Genomic DNA, 18,229 nt, shown 5'->3' with positions numbered 1-18,229 from the left:
CATGCCCGAGACGATCCGGCTCACCGTCGCCCAGGCGACCGTGCGGTTCCTGGGCGCGCAGTACAGCGAGCGCGACGGCGTGCGGCAGAAGCTGTTCGAGGGCTGCTTCGGCATCTTCGGCCACGGCAACGTCGCGGGCCTCGGCCAGGCGCTGCTGCAGGCCGAACTGCACGACCCGGACCTGCTGCCCTACGTGCTGGGCCGCAACGAGCAGGCGATGGTGCACACCGCCGTCGCCTACGCCCGGGCGAACGACCGGCTGCGGACCTGGGCGGTGTCCTCCAGCGTCGGGCCGGGCGCGACCAACATGGTCACCGGTGCCGCGCTGGCGACGATCAACCGGCTGCCCGTGCTGCTGCTGCCCGCCGACACCTTCGCCGACCGCGCCGCGTCGCCGCTGCTGCAGGAGCTGGAACGCCCCGACGCCGGCGACGTCACCGTGAACGACGCGTTCCGGCCGGTCTCGGCGTACTTCGACCGGGTGTGGCGCCCCGAGCAGCTGCCGGCCGCACTGCTGTCGGCGATGCGGGTGCTCACCGACCCGGCCGCCACCGGCGCCGTCACCGTCTGCTTCCCGCAGGACGTGCAGGCCCAGGCCCACGACTGGCCGGTCGAGCTGTTCGCCGAGCGCACCTGGCACGTCGCCCGCCCCCGGCCCGAGTCGTGGGCCGTCGACCAGGCCGCGGAGATCATCCGCGGCGCGCAGCGGCCGCTCGTCGTCGCCGGGGGCGGGGTGCACTACTCCGCCGCCGCCGACGCCCTTGCCGCGTTCTGCGCCGCGACCGGGATCCCGGCCGGGCAGAGCCAGGCCGGCAAGGGCACCCTGGTGCACGACCACCCGCAGTGCCTCGGTGCCATCGGGTCCACCGGCACCACCACGGCGAACGCGATCGCCGCCGACGCCGACGTGGTGATCGGGATCGGCACCCGCTACTCCGACTTCACCACCGCCAGCCGCACCGCGTTCCGGAACCCGGACGTGCGGTTCGTGAACGTCAACGTGGCGCCGATCGACGCGGTGAAGCACTCCGGGGTCTCGGTCGTCGCCGACGCCCGCGAGACGCTCACCGAGCTCACCGCCCGGCTCGACGGCCACCGCGTCGCCGACGGCTACGTCGCGGAGTACACCCGGCTCGACGCCGAGTGGGCCGCCACCGTCGACGCCGCGTTCCACCCCGCGGTCCCCGCGGGTGGCGCCGGTGGCCTGCTGACCCAGAACGAGGTCATCGGCCTGGTGAACGACCTGTCCGACCCGCGCGACGTCGTCGTGTGCGCGGCCGGGTCGATGCCCGGTGACCTGCACAAGCTGTGGCAGACCCGGGACGCGAAGGGCTACCACGTCGAGTACGGCTACTCCTGCATGGGCTACGAGGTCGCGGGCGGCCTGGGCGTCGCGCTCGCCTGCCCGGACCGCGACGTGTTCGTCATGGTCGGCGACGGCTCGTACCTCATGATGGCCACCGAGCTCGCCACGGCGGTGCAGGAGGGCATCAAGGTGATCACCGTGCTGGTGCAGAACCACGGCTTCGCCTCCATCGGCGCGCTGTCCGAGGAGCTCGGCTCGCAGCGGTTCGGCACCCGCTACCGCTACCGCTCGGCCGGCTCCGGACGGCTCGACGGCGACCGGCTCCCGCTGGACCTCGCCGCCAACGCCGAGAGCTTCGGGCTGCGGGTGATCCGCACGCACACCCCGGCCGAGTTCGCCGACGCGATCAAGGCCGCCAAGACCGCCGACGACAGCACCGTGATCCACGTCGAGACCGACCCGCTGATCGGCGCCCCGGACTCGGCGTCCTGGTGGGACGTCCCGGTGTCCGAGGTCAGCGAGCTCGACTCGACACGGTCCGCCCGCACGGTCTACGACGGGCACAAGGCCACCCAGCGCCCGTACCTGCGCCCCAGCAGCTCCTGAGGAAGAAGAGGATCATGACGAGCACGCTCCCGAAGACCGACGTCCCGACGCTGCACCACTGGGCCGGCGGGAAGCGCGTCGAGGGCACCTCCGGGCGGTTCTCCGACGTGACCGACCCGGCCACCGGCGCGGTCACCGCACACCTGCCCCTCGCCTCGGCCGACGAGACCGCCGCGGTGATCGCCACCGCGAAGGCCGCGTTCCCGGGCTGGCGCGACACCAGCCTCACCCGGCGCACCCAGATCCTGTTCCGGTTCCGCGAGCTGCTCAACGCCCGCGCCCCGGAGCTGGCCGCGCTGATCACCGCCGAGCACGGCAAGGTCGCCTCCGACGCCGCGGGCGAGGTCGCCCGCGGACAGGAGGTCGTCGAGTTCGCCTGCGGCATGCCGCACCTGCTCAAGGGCTCGGCCACCGAGAACGCCTCCACCGGCGTCGACGTCCACTCCGTGCGCCAGCCGCTCGGCGTCGTCGGGATCATCAGCCCGTTCAACTTCCCCGCGATGGTCCCGATGTGGTTCTTCCCCGTCGCGATCGCCGCGGGCAACACCGTGGTCCTCAAGCCGTCGGAGAAGGTCCCCTCCGCCGCCCTGTGGATCGCCGAGCTCTGGCGCGAGGCCGGCCTGCCCGACGGCGTGTTCAACGTCGTCGGCGGCGACAAGACCGCCGTCGACACCCTGCTCACCAGCCCGGACGTCAAGTCGATCTCGTTCGTCGGGTCCACCCCGATCGCCCGCTACGTCTACGAGACCGGCACCGCGCACGGCAAGCGCGTCCAGGCACTCGGCGGCGCGAAGAACCACATGGTCGTCCTGCCCGACGCCGACCTCGACCTCGCCGCCGACCAGGCGATCAACGCCGGGTTCGGCTCCGCGGGCGAGCGCTGCATGGCCGTCTCCGCGCTGGTCGCCGTCGGCGACATCGCCGACACCCTCGTCGGCAAGATCGCCGACCGGGCCGAGGCACTGCGCACCGGCGACGGCCGCCGTGCCAGCGACATGGGACCGCTCGTCACCCGCGCCGCCCAGGAACGCGTCACCGGCTACATCGACGCCGGCGTCGCCTCCGGTGCCACCCTCGTCGTCGACGGACGGACGGGCGAGTTCGACGCCGACGCCGCCCCCGGCACCGCCGGCGGCTTCTTCGTCGGCCCCACCCTGTTCGACCACGTCTCCACCGAGTCGAGCATCTACGGCGACGAGATCTTCGGGCCCGTCCTGTCGGTGATCCGGGTCGGCACCTACGCCGAGGCCGTCGACCTGGTCAACGCCAATCCCTACGGCAACGGCACCGCCCTGTTCACCAACGACGGCGGCGCCGCCCGCCGCTTCCAGAACGAGGTCGAGGTCGGCATGATCGGCATCAACGTGCCCGTCCCCGTGCCGATGGCCTACTACAGCTTCGGCGGCTGGAAGAACTCGCTGTTCGGCGACACCCACGCCCACGGCACCGAGGGCGTCCACTTCTTCACCCGCGGCAAGGTCGTCACCACCCGCTGGCTCGACCCCGGCCACGCCGGCGTGAACCTGGGCTTCCCCACCAACACCTGATCCGCCCCGGGTGACCGCCGGTGGACGGCGGCCACCCGGTCCCCCGTCGATCCCACCGGGCCCCGCTCGCGGCCGGCCGCCCGGCGGTCACCCCTGTCCTCGTCCGCCGCGCCTCGATGTGGAGGAACCATGAGCGCTCACGGCGCGACGAACACTCCCGCCGGTCTGCCCCCGGACGTCCGCGGGCCGCACTCGGCACGCCTCGGCCTGATCACCGTCATCGCCACGTTCGGCGGGCTGCTGTTCGGCTACGACACCGGCGTCATCAACGGAGCGCTGGAGCCGCTCACCCGCGACCTGGGCCTGACCCCGCTCACCGAGGGCTTCGTCGTCAGCATCCTGATCTTCGGTGCGGCGTTCGGCGCCCTGTTCGGCGGGATGCTGTCCGACCGGCACGGCCGGCGGCACAACATCCTGCTGCTCGCCGTCGTGTTCATGATCGGGACGATCGGGTGCGTCCTCGCCCCGAACTGGCAGGTCCTCGCCCTGTTCCGGCTGATCCTGGGCCTGGCCGTCGGTGGCGCGTCGGCGACCGTCCCCGTCTACCTGGCCGAGATCGCCCCGGTGGAGCGGCGCGGCGGCCTGGTCACCCGGAACGAGGTCATGATCGTCTCCGGCCAGTTCGCCGCGTTCGTGGTCAACGCCCTGATCTACAACGTGTGGGGCGAGATCGACTGGATCTGGCGGGTCATGCTGCTCGTCGCCGTCGCCCCCGCGATCGTGCTGTTCGTCGGGATGCTGCGGATGCCGGAGAGCCCGCGCTGGCTGGTCGCGCAGGGCCGCGAGGACGAGGCGCTCGCCGTCCTCAGGCAGGTGCGCAGCACCGAGCGGGCCGAGGCCGAGATGGCGGAGGTGCACCGGCTCGCCGAGGAGGAGACGACCGCCCGCACCGGCGGTGCCACCGATCTCGGTGTGCGCTGGATCCGCAGGCTCATCCTGATCGGCGCCGGGCTGGGCGTCTTCCAGCAGGCCACCGGCATCAACTCGATCATGTACTACGGGACCCAGCTGCTCGCCGACGCGGGTTTCTCGGCCAACGCCGCGATCCTGGCCAACACCCTCAACGGCCTGTTCTCGGTCCTGGGCATCACCGTCGGCATCCTGCTGATCAACAAGATCGACCGCAGGCGGATGCTCGTCGGCGGGTTCGTGCTGACCACGACGTTCCACGTGCTGGTCGGGCTGTCGGCGCTGCTGCTGCCCGACGGGCCGGCGAAGGCCTGGTTCATCCTGGTGTTCGTCGTGGCGTTCGTGTTCTGCATGCAGGGGACGATCGGGCCGCTGGTCTGGCTGATCCTGTCCGAGATCTACCCGCTGAAGATCCGCAGCCTCGCGATCGGCATCAGCGTGTTCGTGCTCTGGATCGCGAACGCCCTGGTGGCGCTGCTGTTCCCGCCGGTCGTCGAGGCCATCGGCATCGCCAACTCGTTCTTCCTGTTCGCGGCGCTCGGCGTCGCCGCGATCGTCTTCACCGTCCGCACGGTCCCGGAGACCCGGGGCCGCACCCTGGAGCAGCTCGAGGCCGAGTTCCGCTCCCGCTACGCCTGAGCATCCCCGTACGAGGAGGGAGAGACCATGAGCGTGCTCGTCGCCGTGAGCGCCGGGGCCGAGGGCCGGGCGGCCCGGACGGCCGGTGCCACCGAGGCCGAACTGCTCGGCACCGCGCTGGTGCTGCTGAACCTGACCCTGGAGCCGATCCCCGACGCCGGGCCGGGCGTCACCGTCCTGGAGCGTCGCGGCCCCGGGGACCGCGACCCCGCCGACGCCGTCCTCGACGAGATCGACGAGCGCGGCGACGTGCAGCGCCTCGTCATCGGGCTGCGCCGCCGCAACCGCCTGAGCAAGGCGTTGCTCGGCAGCATCTCGCAGCGGCTGCTGCTGGAGAGCCCGGTCCCCGTCGTCGCCGTGAAGCCGGAGGGCTGAGCCGTGGGCGACGAGATCGGGATCGGCGTCGTCGGCGCCGGCTGGATGGGCCACCTGCACGCCCGCGCGTACGCCCGGGTCCCGCACCACGTCCCGGACCTCGCGCGGCGTCCCCGTCCGGTCGCGGTGGCCGATCCCGTGGCGGCGGCCGTGGCCGACCACCGGGCGCGCTACGGCTTCGCCCGCGGTCACGCCCGCTGGGAGGACCTCGTCGCCGACCCGGAGGTCGAGGCCGTCAGCTGCGCGGCGCCGAACAGCAGACACCGGGAGATCGGCGTCGCCGTCGCCGAGGCCGGCAAGCACCTCTGGATCGAGAAGCCGGTCGGTCTGTCCACGGCGGACACCGCCGCCGTCGCCGACGCGGTGCACCGGGCCGGGGTGTGCGCGACCGTCGGCTTCAACTACCGGATGGTCCCGGCCGTCGCCCGCGCGAAGCGGGTCATCGACGCGGGCACACTCGGCACGCTCACGCACGCCCGGTTCCGGCTGCTCACCGACTTCGCCGCCGACCCGTACGGCGTGCTGAGCTGGCGGTTCACCCGGGAGCACGGCGGCTCCGGCGTGCTCAACGACCTCGCCGTGCACGGCGTCGACCTGGTCCGGTTCCTGGTCGGCGACCTCACCACGGTCGTCGCCGACGGCGAACGGTTCGTCCCGCGGCGCCCGCTCGCCGGGGCGGGGGCGAGCCAGTACGTCCGGGGCGACGCGGACTCCCCCACGGGCGAAGTGGAGAACCTGGACTTCGTCTCGGTCCTCGGCCGGATCGGCGCCGGGTCGATCGTCACGCTGGAGGCCAGCCGGGTCGCCGCCGGCGACCAGAACGACTACGGGTTCGAGATCCACGGGACGCGGGGCCTCCTCTCGTTCGACTTCCGGCGGCCGGGCGAGCTCGTCGTCGCGGCCGGGGACCGCTACGTCGACCAGCCGGCGACCACCTGGGCCGCCGCGCCGGGCGACGGCGACTTCGGGCTGTTCCAGCCGGGCGCGGGCAACCCGACCGGCTTCGACGACCTCAAGGTGTCGGAGTGCGCGGCGTTCCTGGCCGGCATCGCCGAGGGGCGCAGCGGCGGCGCCACCATCGACGACGCGCTGGCCGCGGCCCGGGTGCTCGACGCCGTCGCGCGGTCGGTCGACGAGCGCGCCTGGGTCGACGTCGAGCACTGACCCGCTCCCCGCGGGGCGCCGCCGGTCCCCCGGCGACCGGCGGCGCCGTCGCGTCACAGGTCCAGCACCAGCCGGTCCGAGCAGGACCGGGACACGCAGATCATCATGCAGTCGCCGCGGGCCCGCTCCCCGTCGTCGAGGACCGAGTCACGGTGGTCGACCTCGCCGGCGATCACCGGAGTCTCGCAGGTGCCGCAGGTGCCCTCCGCACACGACGAGAGCACCGTCGCGCCCGCGGACTCGACGACGTCGAGCACCGACCGTTCCGGCGGCACGGTCAGGGTCACCCCGGTCCGGACCAGCTCCACCTCGAACGCCGTGCTGCGCCGCGGTCCGGCCTGCGGCTTCGGGCTGAACCGTTCGACGTGCAGCGCGCCGTCCGGCCAGCCCGCGCACCGCTGCTCCACCGCCGCGAGCAGCGGCTCCGGCCCGCAGCAGTAGACGAGCGTGTCGTCGCGCGGCGTGCCCAGCAGCGTGTCCAGGTCGAGCAGACCGGCCTCGTCCTGCGGGACGACCGAGACCCGGTCGCCGTAGCGGGCGAGCTCGTCGAGGAACGCCATCGACGCCCGCCGCCGCCCGCCGTAGACGAGGTGCCAGTCCGCGCCGAGCGCGTCCACGGCGGCGATCATCGGCAGGATCGCGGTGATCCCGATGCCGCCCGCGACGAACAGGTAGCGGCGCGAGCAGGCCAGCGGGAAGTTGTTGCGGGGCCCGCGCAGCCGCACGGTGTCGCCCGCGGCGAGGGTGTCGTGCACGTGCCGGGACGTGCCACGCCCGTCCGCCTCGCGGAGCACGCCGAGCCGCCAGGTACCGGTGTCGGCCGGGTCGCCGCACAGCGAGTACTGCCGGGCCTGCGCCCCGCCGCAGACGAGGTCGGCGTGCGCGCCCGGCGCCCACCCGGGCAGCGGCGCACCGTCGGCGGCCCGCAGGGTCAGGGTCACGACGCCGTCGGCCACGGCCTCCTTGGCGACGACCGTCGCCTCGATCTCGGGCTCGGCCCGCGGCGCCGGGCGGCGGCGCGACGGTTCCGGCGCGGACGGCACCGGCGCGTCGAGCGCGAGCGGCATCGTCTTCCAGACGTACATGTTCGGGCTGCTGGCGTAGAAGCGCGGCTCGCCGTCGAGGGCGAAGTTCCCGAGCAGGGGCAGCGCCTCCTCCAGGGCGATCCGCGCCTCCAGCCGGGCCAGCGGCGCGCCGAGGCAGCCGTGCACGCCCTCGCCGAACCCGACGTGCCGGCCGGGCGGGCGGGTGATGTCGAACCGGTCGGGGTCGGGGAAGCGGCGGTCGTCCCGGTTGGCCGCGCCGGGCACCAGCACGACCCGCGAGCCCGCCGGGAGGGTGACGTCGTGCAGGGTCACCTCGCGCGCGGTGGTGCGGGCGGTGAGCTGCAGCGGGGTCGCCCAGCGCATCGTCTCCTCGACCGCGGCCGGGATCAGCGACGGGTCGGAGCGCAGCAGCGCGAGCTGGTCCGGGTTCTCGGCGAGGAGCTTGAACATCGTGGTGACCAGCCCGGCGGTGGACTCCACCCCGCCGAGGAAGAGGATCATCATCAGGCCGCTGATCTCGGAGACCGGGGTGATCTCGCCCGGCACGAACGGCTCGCCGTCGATCTCGGCGTGCACCATCGTCGTCATGAGGTCGTCGCGGCCCCGGCGGCGGCGCGACTCGAGCACGTCGACGAAGTACTGCTGGACCTTCGGCGTGGCCACCTTCGCCTTCGGGCCCAGGTGCGGGGTGCCGGGGACGCGGTCCTTGAGCTCGTGCGTCCAGTGCTCGAGCTGCGCGCGGTGGGCCCGGTCGGCGTCGGTCGCCTCGGCCCGGCCGGGGAACCCCATCAGGTGGAAGAATACGTCGAACGGCATCGGCCAGGCGAGCTCCTCGCCGATGTCGATCCGGTCCCGGCCCGCCCACGACGACACGAGCTCCCGGACGACACCGCGGACGCCCTCCTCCAGGTGGGCGACCCGGCGCGGCACGAAGAACGGCTGCACGACCTGGCGGACCTGGTCGTGGCGCGGGTTGTCCATCGACCCGATCGAGCCCGGCGGGACGTGCTCGAGCCGGGAGTCGTCGATGTCCATGCCCTCGAAGCTGCGGAAGGTGTCCGCGTCGGTGATGGCGTCGCGCACGTCGTCGAACCGGGTCAGCGCGTACCAGCCGTAGCGCTCGCTGTAGTGGACCGGCGCCTCGTCGCGCATCCGCCGGTACACCGAGAACGGATCGGCCGGATAGAAGTCCGGGTCGAACGGGTCGTACTGGACTGCCGTCATGGAAGCCTCCTCCGGCCACGGGCACGTGTCGTCGAGGAGCGATTGAAGCGCTCCAACGAGGAGATTAGAGCGCTTCAAAGCGAGGCGTCAACGGATCCGCGCGGGGCTCTCCCGCCGGACCGGTCAGGTACCCGGCGGCGGGTGCGCGGTCGAGCCGCGGACCACCAGCTCCGGGGTCAGGACGATCTCGCGGGGCTCCGGCCGCTCTCCCCGCAGCCGTGCGACGCTGCGCCCGACCGCGAGGCGGGCCAGCTCGTCCGGGTCCTGGCGGACCGTCGTGAGGCCGGCCTCGGGCAGCCGGGCGAGCGCGCTGTCGTCCCAGCCGGTGACGGACACGTCGCCGGGGACCCGGACGCCGCGCGCCAGCAGCCCCTCGACCAGGCCGGCGGCGACGTCGTCGTTGAAGCCGATCACGGCGGTGGGCAGCTCCGGCAGGCGGAGCAGGGCGCGGGCGGCGCGGACCCCCGCGTCGAGGCTGTCACCGCCGGGCACGACGACGCCCCCGGCGCGCAGCCCCCGCTCCCGCAGCGCCGTGCGGTAGGCCGACCGGCGCGACGACGCGATCGGGCCGCTCCCGCCGTCGACGTGCGCGATCCGGGTGTGCCCGGCCCCGGCGAGGTGGTCGGCGAGCAGCCGCATGCCCACCGGGTCCGCGGTCCGCACGACGTCCACCGACGGGTCGGGCACCCGGCAGCCGACGACGGTGACGGGCATCCGGCCGGCCACCACCGGCACCCGGTCCAGGTCGTGGCCGAGGAGGATCGCGGCCTCGCAGCGGAAGTCCAGCAGCGTCTCGACCGCGGCGCGCTCGTCGCGCTCCGGGGTCATCGCGGACAGGATCAGCTCGTGACCGACGGCGCCGGCGGCGCGGTAGAGGCCGTCGAGCAGCTCGGCGTGGAAGCGCCCGGAGAGGCCGAGGACGACACCGATCTGCCGCGCGCTCCCGCTGGCGAGCAGCCGGGCCCGCGCGTCCGGCCGGTACCCGACGCGCTCGGCCGCCGCGAGCACCTTCTCCCGGGTCGCCGGGCGCGAGCCCGCCGCACCACGCAGCACGATCGACACCATCGCCCGCGACACCCCGGCGACGGCGGCGACGTCGTCGAGCGTGGGGCGCCGCCCCCCGGCCGCACCACCCATGCCCGGGAACCTACCCGGTGATCACGGATCGGGAAGGATCCCGGCCGGATCCGGCCGCCTCGCTGCCCGATCCGTGATCAGGCGGGGATCGGGGTGGTGGGGAGGGAGGCGTACAGGTCGGTCAGGGTGGTCAGGACGGGGTGGGTCGTGGGGAAGGGGGTGTCGTCGATCGCGGCGATCGGGCGGATCCCGGTCGCGTTCGTGGCGAAGGCGGCCTCGAACCGGGGCAGGTCGGCCGTGCGGACGGTCTCCTCCCGGTCGTCGACGCCGGGGAGCTCCGCGGGGGGTTCCCGCAGCGCGTCCCGCAGCAGGGTGCGGGTGACACCGGCGAGCACCGGGCCCGCGGCCCAGACCACCCGGTTCCCCGCCACGAACCCGACGTTCCAGGTGCTCCCCTCCAGCACCGTGCCGCGTCCGTCGGTGAGCAGGACGTCGTCGAACCCGTCGCGGCTCGCGAGACGGCGCAGGTGCATCGTGGGGAACAGGCCGACGCTCTTGACCTCGGGCAGGTACCGCTGGTGCCCGACCGTCCGCACGCGCAGCGGGGGCGGCGCAGCCTGCGGTGCGGGCCGGGCGGTCACGGCGATCCGCGGGTCGGCAGGCGCACCGATCGTGGCGAGCCCGAGCGCGGGATCGGCGACCGACACCCGGACGACGACGGCGCCGTCGCCCGGCGCCACCGCCCGGATCCGCCCGCACACGGCGTCGCGGTCCGGGACGGTCCCGAACAACGCGCGGGAGTCCCGGGCCAGCCGGTCGAGGTGCAGGTCGAGGCCGCGGACCCGGCCGTCGGTGACGAGCATCGTCGTGAAGTGCCCGTAGCCGGTGGTCGCCAGTGCGCGGAGCACCCGGTCGTCGTCGGTGCCGGGGGTGTGTCCCGCGGAGGGTGCGGCCATGGCGGGGACGGTGTCACACCCGTCCGGGGTGACGGACCGCACCGGCCCTGACCGACGACGTCCGCGGGCCGGCGTCCACACTCGTCACCGACCCGTACCCGCCGGGCCGATCCGGCCGGCACGCATCGAGAGGAGCGCCGGTGAGCACCGCGCGGGACACGTCGTCGCCCGGGGCGGGGATCCGCACGCTCCTGGTCGACAACCACGACTCGTTCACCTACAACCTGTTCCACCAGCTGAGCCGGGTGAACGGGTGCGAGCCCGAGGTGGTCCGCAACGACGACCCGGCGTGGCGGTCCGCACTGCTCGACGGGTTCGACCAGGTCGTCCTCTCCCCCGGACCGGGCACCCCGCACCGGCCGGCGGACGTCGGGATCTGCGCGGAGCTCGCCGCCCAGGACCGGGTCCCGGTGCTCGGGGTCTGCCTGGGGCACCAGACGATCGCGCTCACCCACGGGGCGCGGGTCGGGCGGGCGCCGGAGCCCCGGCACGGCCGCAGCTCCCCGGTCCACCACGACGGGACGGGGCTGTTCGCCGGCCTGCCGTCGCCGATCGAGGTGGTCCGCTACCACTCGCTTGCGGTCACGGACCTGCCCGCGGCGCTCGCGGCGACGGCGTGGACACCGGACGGGGTGCTGATGGCACTGCGGCACCGCACGCTGCCGCTGTGGGGGGTGCAGTTCCACCCGGAGTCGATCGGCACCCTCGACGGGACGGCGCTGCTGCGGAACTTCCGTGACCTGACCCTGCGGTGGGCGGACCGCGCGGACCGGCCACGGCGCACACCGGCGCCGGATCGTGCGGCCACCGGCCGGACGGGGTCCGCGGCCGGGTCCCACGGTCCGGGCGGAGCGGGCGGCCCCGGACCGGGCGCGGCCCCCGCCGGGCCGGGTTCCCCGGGGCACCGTCGGCCCGATCGCGGCGACCGGGGCGGCCCGGACCCGTCGCGCCGCCTCCGCGTCCTCGTCGAGCGGGTGCCGTCCGGGATCGACGGCGAGGTCGCGTTCGACCGGCTGTTCCGCACCGGGCACCACCCGTTCTGGCTGGACAGCAGCAGACCCGGCGGACCGCTCGGCCGGCTGTCCGCGATGGGCGACGCGTCGGGCCCGCTGGGCCGCACCGCCGAGGCCGACGTGCACGCGGGGACGGTCACGGTGACCACACGCAGCGGCCGCGAGGTCGTCCCGTCGCCGTTCCTGGACTGGCTGGAGCGCGACCTCGCCGGGATCCGGGCGGAGGTCCCCGAGCTGCCGTTCGACTTCGCCCCCGGCTGGGTCGGCTACCTCGGCTACGAGCTGAAGGCCGAGTGCGGCGGCGAGGCCGTGCACCGCTCGCCCGACCCGGACGCGTCGATGGTGTTCTGCGACCGCGCCCTCGTCCTCGACCACGAGGACGGCTCCGGGTACCTGCTGGCGCTGGCCGAGTGCGGCGACGACACCGCCGCCCGGCAATGGCTCGGCGCCGCCGCGGCGACCCTCGCGGGCGCGGCCGGACGCGAGCCGGATCCCGTCCCGGACGTCGTGGCGGACCCCGCCCCCGTCCGGCTGCGGCACGACCGCGGGACCTACCTCGACCTGGTCCGCGCCTGCCAGGACGAGATCCTCGACGGGGAGACCTACGAGATCTGCCTGACCAACATGGTCGAGGCCGGGGTGCGGCTGGACCCCTGGTCCGCGTACCGGCGGCTGCGCCGGGCGAACCGGGCACCGTTCGCGTCGTTCCTGCACTTCGGGCGCACCGCCGTGCTGAGCAGCTCCCCGGAGCGGTTCCTGCGGATCGGCCGGGACGGCGTCGTGGAGTCGAAGCCGATCAAGGGGACCCGGCCGCGTGGCGCATCACCCGCGCAGGACGCGCGGCTGCGCGCCGAGCTCGCGACGTCGGAGAAGGACCGGGCCGAGAACCTGATGATCGTCGACCTGGTGCGGCACGACCTGGGCCGCTGCGCGGAGGTCGGTTCGGTCGTCGCCGGCCCGGTGTTCGACATCGAGTCCTACCCGACCGTCCACCAGCTGGTGAGCACGGTGCGGGCCCGGCTGCGGCCCGGGACGAGCCCGGTCGCCGCGGTGCGCTCCGCGTTCCCCGGCGGGTCCATGACGGGTGCCCCGAAGGTCCGCACGATGCGGATCCTCGACCGGCTGGAAGCCGGCCCGCGCGGGGTCTACTCGGGTGCCGTCGGCTACCTGTCGGTGACGGGCACGGTGGACCTGAGCATCGTGATCCGGACGGCCGTCCTGAGCGGGGACCGGCTCCGCTACGGCGTCGGCGGCGCGGTGATCGCGCTGTCCGACCCGGCGGCGGAGTTCGAGGAGACCGCGGTCAAGGCGACCCCCGTACTGGCGCTGCTCGGGGCGGAGTTCCCCGGCCGCGCCCCCGGGGCCGGCCCGCCGGACGCGCCGGACCGTCAGGAGACCCCGTCGGCCGGCGACGACGGCAGCTCCGCCCGGCCACCGATGCCCAGCTTCCGGTAGCACCGGGTGAGGTGACCCTCGACCGCGCGCTGCGTGACGCCGAGCGTCCCGGCGATGTCCCGGTTGGTCGCTCCCCCGGCGGCGAGCCGGGCGACGTCGACCTCGGCCGGGGTCAGCGGGGACGGCCCGGAACGGCGCATCCGGCCACCGGCGGCGGCCAGCTCCGCGCGGGCACGGCCGGCGAGCACCGGCGCCCCGCACTCGTCGGCCAGGTCCAGCCCGTGCCGCAGCAGGGCCCGCGCCTCCCCCACGCCGCCGTGCTCCCGCACCAGAGCGCCCAGGTCGACGGTGCACCGCGCCCGGTCGAGCACCCGCGGCGACGCGGCCAGCTCGGCGCGGGCCACGCGCAGCGTCGCGAGCCCGCGCTCCCCGCCCTGCACGACCCCGAGCACCCGCAGCGCCCCGCCGACGTGCCCGCTGGTGCCCCAGCGCCGGCAGAGCGCGAGGTGCTCCCCGGCCACGGCCAGCGCCGCCTCGTGCTCACCGAGGTCGTGGTGCAGCTCGGCGGCCCGCCGCCGCCAGTCGAGCGCGGCCGGGTTGACGATCCCGACGGCCGTCAGGCGGCGCCCGGACTCCAGCGACAGCGCGAGCGCCTCCCGGGTCCGCCCGGTCGCCGCCAGGACGGCGGCACGGGCGTCGAGCAGGCAGCTCCACCGCCAGGTCCGGTCGGACGTGCCGTCGGGGACGCCCGAGCTGAGCAGCCGCCCGGCCTCCTCCGGTTCGCCGAGCTCGACCAGCGCGAGCGCCGCCGAGTAGAGGACCATCAACCGCGCCTCACCACTGACCTCCCCGGTGAGGACGTCGAGCGAGGCGCGGGCGTCGGCGAGCGCCTCGGGGACCCGGCCGCACCGCAGGCGCAGCAGCGAGCGGACCCCGCGCAGGAACGCCTCGACGTCGGGGCGGTTCCGGCGGTGCGCCGCGTCGAGGGCACGACGGTGGACGGCGTCGAGGTCGGCGTCGGCCTCGGTCCAGGACAGCAGGCCGAGCGCCCCCATCCGGATCGGCTGGAAGTACGCGCTGTCGTCGAGGTCGCCGCGCAGCACCTCCACGGTCCGGGCGGCGACCGTCGCGGCGTCGTCGTGCAGGCCCAGCGCGGAGAAGAACAGGTGCGCGCCGCGCAGCGCGTCGGCGCCGGTCCCGGCGCCCAGCGCGCCGGGATCGGTCCGCGCCACCCAGTCCCAGACCCGGCCGACGTGCGCGGTGTCCTCGGAGGCCGCGTAGAGCCGCAGCGCCTCCAGGCGCCGCCGCAGCTCGCGGTCCTCCGGCGTCCCGGCGCCGACGGTCCCTGCGGCGAGGTCCCGCAGGCCGTCGTCGAGCGTCCGGAGCAGGCCCGCGGCATCGGTCCCGGACAGCAGGGGCACGGTGTGCGCGAGCACCTCGGCCCGTTCCCGCGCGGAGGGCAGCAGGGCCAGTGCGTCGACGAGGTGGCCGTGCGCCGTCGCCGGCGCGACGACCCGCCGGCTGACGCCCAGGTCCACCAGCAGGGCGGCACGCCGGCGTCCGGTCACCGGGCCGGTGAGGGCGTGCTCCAGCAGGGCGGTCGCGTGTGCGCGGTCGCCGCGCTGCTCGGCCCGCGACGCGGCGACGTGCAGCAGCTCGACCACACCGCCGTCCTGCGGCGGGCCGGCCGCGAGGTGGTGCTCCGCCACCCGCTCCAGCGGGGCGCCCTCGGAGTCGAGCACCCGGGCGGCGCGGGCGTGCACCTGCCGGAGCCGGTCGTCGCCGGCGTCCGCGAGGACCGCGTCGCGCACCCGCTCGTGCCGGAACCGGGTCCCGTCGAGCACGCCCAGCTCCGCGAGCCGTTCGGCGGCGCGGCTGGACTCGGCGTCGTCGAGCCCGGCCACCCGGGCGCGGGTGGGGGCGGTCGTGTCCGGGCCGAGTACCGCGGCGGCCCGGGCCAGGGCGACCACGCCGGACGGCTCGTCGCGCAGCGTCGCGACCGCGCTGCGGACGGACGGCGGCGCGGCCGGGACGGTGTCGGCGGGGTCAGGCGATGCGATCGGACCCGCCCTCCCAGACCCGGCGGAGCGCGGCCCGGCCGGACACCCCCAGCTTGCGGTAGACGCCGGTCAGGTGCTTCTCGACGGCGCGGACGCTGACGGCGAGGTCACCGGCGATCTCCTGGTTGGTGCGGCCCTGCGCGGCGCGGGTCGCGACCCGCCGTTCGGACCGGGTCAGGGCAGGGGCGGGCCGGGCATCGCCGCCGGGGTGGCCCGCCGGCGCCGGTGCTCCGGCCGGGTCGTGGCCGCGCGGCGGTTCCGCCGGGGCGCGGGGCGTCCGCGGGAGCGGCCCGGTGCCGGGATCGGCGGCCCGGTCCCGGTGCGCGGCCACCGCCCGGACCGCCCGGTCGGACTCGGTGCGGTCACCGGCGGTGTCCAGGACCGTGACCGCCTCGGTGAGGAGCTCGCCGGCCCGGGCGGGAGCGGACAGCTCCCCGAGCATCCGCAGGGCCCGGCCCAGCTGCGTCGGTGCCCCCCAGCGGCGGGCGCGGGCCACCTCCTGCTCGGCGAGCGCCCTGGCCTCCGGCCACCGGCCACGCCCGGCGAGGATCTCCACCGCCCACGGGCGCCACGGCACCGGCGTCGCGGTCCAGCCGGCCCGCTCGAACCGGCGTCCGGCGTCGAGGCAGTACTCCAGAGCGGTGTCCGCGTCGCCGGCCTCGACCGCGGCGCGGGCCCGCAGCATCTGCAGGCAGGCGCCGAAGCCCGGCGGGACCGACGGGGCGGCGCCGTACCGGGCCAGGACCCGCTCGGCGCCGGAGGGGTGGTGCACCGCGGTCAGGACCGGCGCGAGCACCATGCCGGGCAGCAGGGAGTCGTCGGCCAGGTCGTCGACGAGGTCGACCGAGCGCCGCACCTCCTCCTCGGCCTCCGCGGGGCGCCCGGAGCACAGGAGCACCGCGGCGAGCTCGGCGCGGATCACGGCCTCGGCGACGCCGGCCCGCTCGGTCCGCGCGTGCCCGGCCGCGACCGACAGCCAGGCCGGGAGGTCCTCGACCGCGTCCGCCATGCACAGGCAGGTCACCAGCATCCCGACGGTGCTGTGCACGTGCTCCGACGACGCCGGCTCGCGGGCCAGGACGGCCCGGCACACCGCCGCCACCCGGGCCGCCGGGCGGTGACCGCCGACGGCGGCGGAGTGGACCAGGACGCAGGCGAGCTCCCGCTCGCCCGGGGTGTCGAGGGGTAGCCCACCGGGACGCCGTTCGAGCTCGTCGAGGCGGGCGGCCGCGGCGGACAGCCCGGCGCGGGTGTGCTTGTCGACGTAGTGCAGCCGGGCCTCCAGCCGCAGCGCGAGCTCGCGGCCCGCGGCGTCCCCGGTGTCCCCGGCGACGGCGCGTCCCAGCTCCCCGGCCACCCCCCGGAGCATCGCGATCACCGGGGGCGCCGCGCCCTCCAGCGCGAGCGGCGTGACCCGGCACAGCGCCTCGGCCCGGTCACGCACCGGCCCGAGCAACGGCACCGCCTGGACGACCCGGCGCAGGGCGAGCCCGGCGTCCAGGCACCGCTCCAGACCGGCCAGGTCGACGAGCACGCGGGCCCGCTCGGCCTCGCCCGGCTCGGCGAGCAGCGCGTGCCGCAGGTAGCGGATCGCGGTCCACGGCTCGCCGCGTCCGGCGGCGGGCCCCGCGGCCTCGCGCAGCGCGTCGATCGCCCAGCCCGGCGCCGGTCCGCCGACCGCGAGCAGGTGCAGGGCGACCCGGTCGGAGGACCCGCCGAAGTCACGCAGCAGCTCCGCCGCCCGGAGGTGGGTGTCGCGGCGCTGGCCCGAGGACTGGACGACGTCCAGGGCGTCGCCGACGACGCGGTGCCGCAGCCGGTGCTCCGCGGGCCCGGTGAGCCCCATCCGCCGGGCGACGGACCCGGCGGCGGCGGTGTCGGTGGCGTCCAGCCCGGCGAGCCGGCCGAGCATCGTGTCGTCGGTGACGTCACCCGCAGCGGCGACCGCGGTCAGGTACCGGCGCTCCGGTTCGGGCATCCGCCGCACGGCGCAGGCGAGCCGGTCCCGCAACCGCGCCGGGGCGCACTCGCGCACCCGGTGCGCCAGCGTCTCCGGACAGCCCTGCGGGCCGGCCGCGACCTCCTCCACCACCTCGGCGAGGAACAGCGGGTTCCCGCCCGTCACCTCGGCGAGCGCGGTGACGACGACCGGCGTCGCGTCCCGGCCGAGCCCGGCCCGGGCGGCGACGGCGACCGCCCCGTCCGAGAGCGGGCGCAGCGGACGCACCGCGCCGGCCTGACCCGCCAGGTCCGCCGGGACCGGGCCGGCGCCGCCGTCGTGGCCGCCGTCGCCGTCCAGCGCCGTGAGCACGATCGTCACCCGCAGCCCGGCCAGGCGGTGGCCGAGGAAGGCGAACCAGCGCAGCGAGTCCGCGTCGCAGCGGGACGCGTCGTCGACGAGCAGCAGCACCGGCCCGTCGGCCGCGTGCGCGGCCAGCTCGGCGTGCAGGGCCTCGAAGTCCCCGTGGGCGGCGCGTCCGGGCAGGTCGGTGGGGGCGACGGCGAGCAGGCGCCGGGCGGTGCCGAGCGGGACGCCGCGCTCGTCGTCGGTGCCGCGGGCGCGCAGCACCCGCACCCCGCGGGCGGTGCCGCGGCGCGCGCACTCGTCGAGCAGCGCGGTGCGCCCGATGCCGAGCGGGCCGGTGAACACGAGCAGGCTCCCCGACCCGCCGACGGCGCGGTCGACCGCCGCGTCGACGGCACCGAGGTCGTCGTCGCGGTCGACCAGCACCGGCCGGGGCATCAGCGGCATCCCCGCCGACGTACCGGGGCCCGGGTGGTGTCCGGGTCCGCGCGGCGGCCGGTGCCCTCGGGTACGCCCTCGACGCTCATGCGACCTCCGACACCACGGACGGGAACAAGTCGATCATGACCTTACGGCCCCCGTCCGGTGGGGAACGGAGCACCTCGGT

General features: G+C 75.8%; 11 protein-coding genes. 6 read left to right on the top strand and 5 right to left on the bottom strand.

Annotated features, from left to right (window positions below; all coding sequences use genetic code 11):
- Position 1 precedes the first annotated feature (1 nt).
- From iolD to PP1_RS00810, 5 genes are all read left to right on the top strand, one after another.
- Positions 2-1,912: a 3D-(3,5/4)-trihydroxycyclohexane-1,2-dione acylhydrolase (decyclizing) gene (gene iolD, locus PP1_RS00830; RefSeq protein ID WP_050802433.1), complete on the top strand. Its 1,911-nt coding sequence runs from the start codon at positions 2-4 to the stop codon at positions 1,910-1,912.
- A gap of 14 nt (positions 1,913-1,926) precedes the next feature.
- The gene (locus PP1_RS00825; RefSeq protein WP_010233761.1) at positions 1,927-3,459 is read left to right on the top strand and encodes a CoA-acylating methylmalonate-semialdehyde dehydrogenase; all 1,533 of its coding nucleotides are present in this window, start codon (positions 1,927-1,929) and stop codon (positions 3,457-3,459) included.
- A gap of 129 nt (positions 3,460-3,588) precedes the next feature.
- A complete protein-coding gene (locus PP1_RS00820) occupies positions 3,589-5,007 on the top strand; it encodes a sugar porter family MFS transporter (RefSeq protein ID WP_010233759.1) in 1,419 nt (472 codons plus the stop codon).
- 27 nt (positions 5,008-5,034) lie between these two features.
- Complete coding sequence (locus PP1_RS00815) at positions 5,035-5,382, top strand: universal stress protein (protein WP_010233757.1); 348 nt, start codon at positions 5,035-5,037, stop codon at positions 5,380-5,382.
- 3 nt (positions 5,383-5,385) lie between these two features.
- Positions 5,386-6,546, top strand: coding sequence for a Gfo/Idh/MocA family protein (locus PP1_RS00810; protein ID WP_010233754.1), 1,161 nt, complete (start codon positions 5,386-5,388; stop codon positions 6,544-6,546).
- A gap of 53 nt (positions 6,547-6,599) precedes the next feature.
- Here the strand turns inward: PP1_RS00810 and PP1_RS00805 are convergent, their stop codons facing one another.
- The 3 genes from PP1_RS00805 to PP1_RS00795 form a co-directional block, all read right to left on the bottom strand.
- Entirely contained in the window at positions 6,600-8,816 is a 2,217-nt protein-coding gene (locus tag PP1_RS00805; RefSeq protein WP_010233751.1) for a cytochrome P450, read from the bottom strand.
- Positions 8,817-8,939: 123 nt separating this feature from the next.
- Positions 8,940-9,953, bottom strand: a complete 1,014-nt coding sequence (locus PP1_RS00800; RefSeq protein WP_075314289.1) for a LacI family DNA-binding transcriptional regulator — start codon at positions 9,951-9,953, stop codon at positions 8,940-8,942.
- Between the two features lie 77 nt (positions 9,954-10,030).
- Entirely contained in the window at positions 10,031-10,849 is an 819-nt protein-coding gene (locus PP1_RS00795) for an aminotransferase class IV (RefSeq protein WP_075315098.1), read from the bottom strand.
- A gap of 140 nt (positions 10,850-10,989) precedes the next feature.
- On the opposite strand from PP1_RS00795, the gene pabB reads away from it, so the two are divergent.
- Complete coding sequence (gene pabB, locus PP1_RS00790) at positions 10,990-13,317, top strand: aminodeoxychorismate synthase component I (protein WP_249265996.1); 2,328 nt, start codon at positions 10,990-10,992, stop codon at positions 13,315-13,317.
- On the opposite strand, the gene PP1_RS00785 is transcribed toward pabB, so the two are convergent.
- Both PP1_RS00785 and PP1_RS00780 read right to left on the bottom strand, forming a co-directional pair.
- Positions 13,251-15,227, bottom strand: a complete 1,977-nt coding sequence (locus PP1_RS00785; RefSeq protein ID WP_060722050.1) for a LuxR family transcriptional regulator — start codon at positions 15,225-15,227, stop codon at positions 13,251-13,253. The two genes, pabB and PP1_RS00785, sit on opposite strands and share 67 nt — an antisense overlap.
- 76 nt (positions 15,228-15,303) lie before the next feature.
- On the bottom strand, positions 15,304-18,060 hold the full coding sequence (locus PP1_RS00780; protein WP_170918898.1) for a LuxR C-terminal-related transcriptional regulator: 2,757 nt from the start codon (positions 18,058-18,060) through the stop codon (positions 15,304-15,306).
- Positions 18,061-18,229: the final 169 nt, after the last annotated feature.

Source organism: Pseudonocardia sp. P1 (assembly GCF_000178675.2).
In the GTDB taxonomy this organism is placed as follows: Bacteria; Actinomycetota; Actinomycetes; order Mycobacteriales; family Pseudonocardiaceae; genus Pseudonocardia.
Note: the sequence above shows the minus strand (reverse complement) of the source record. Positions and strands in the feature narration are given on the sequence as shown.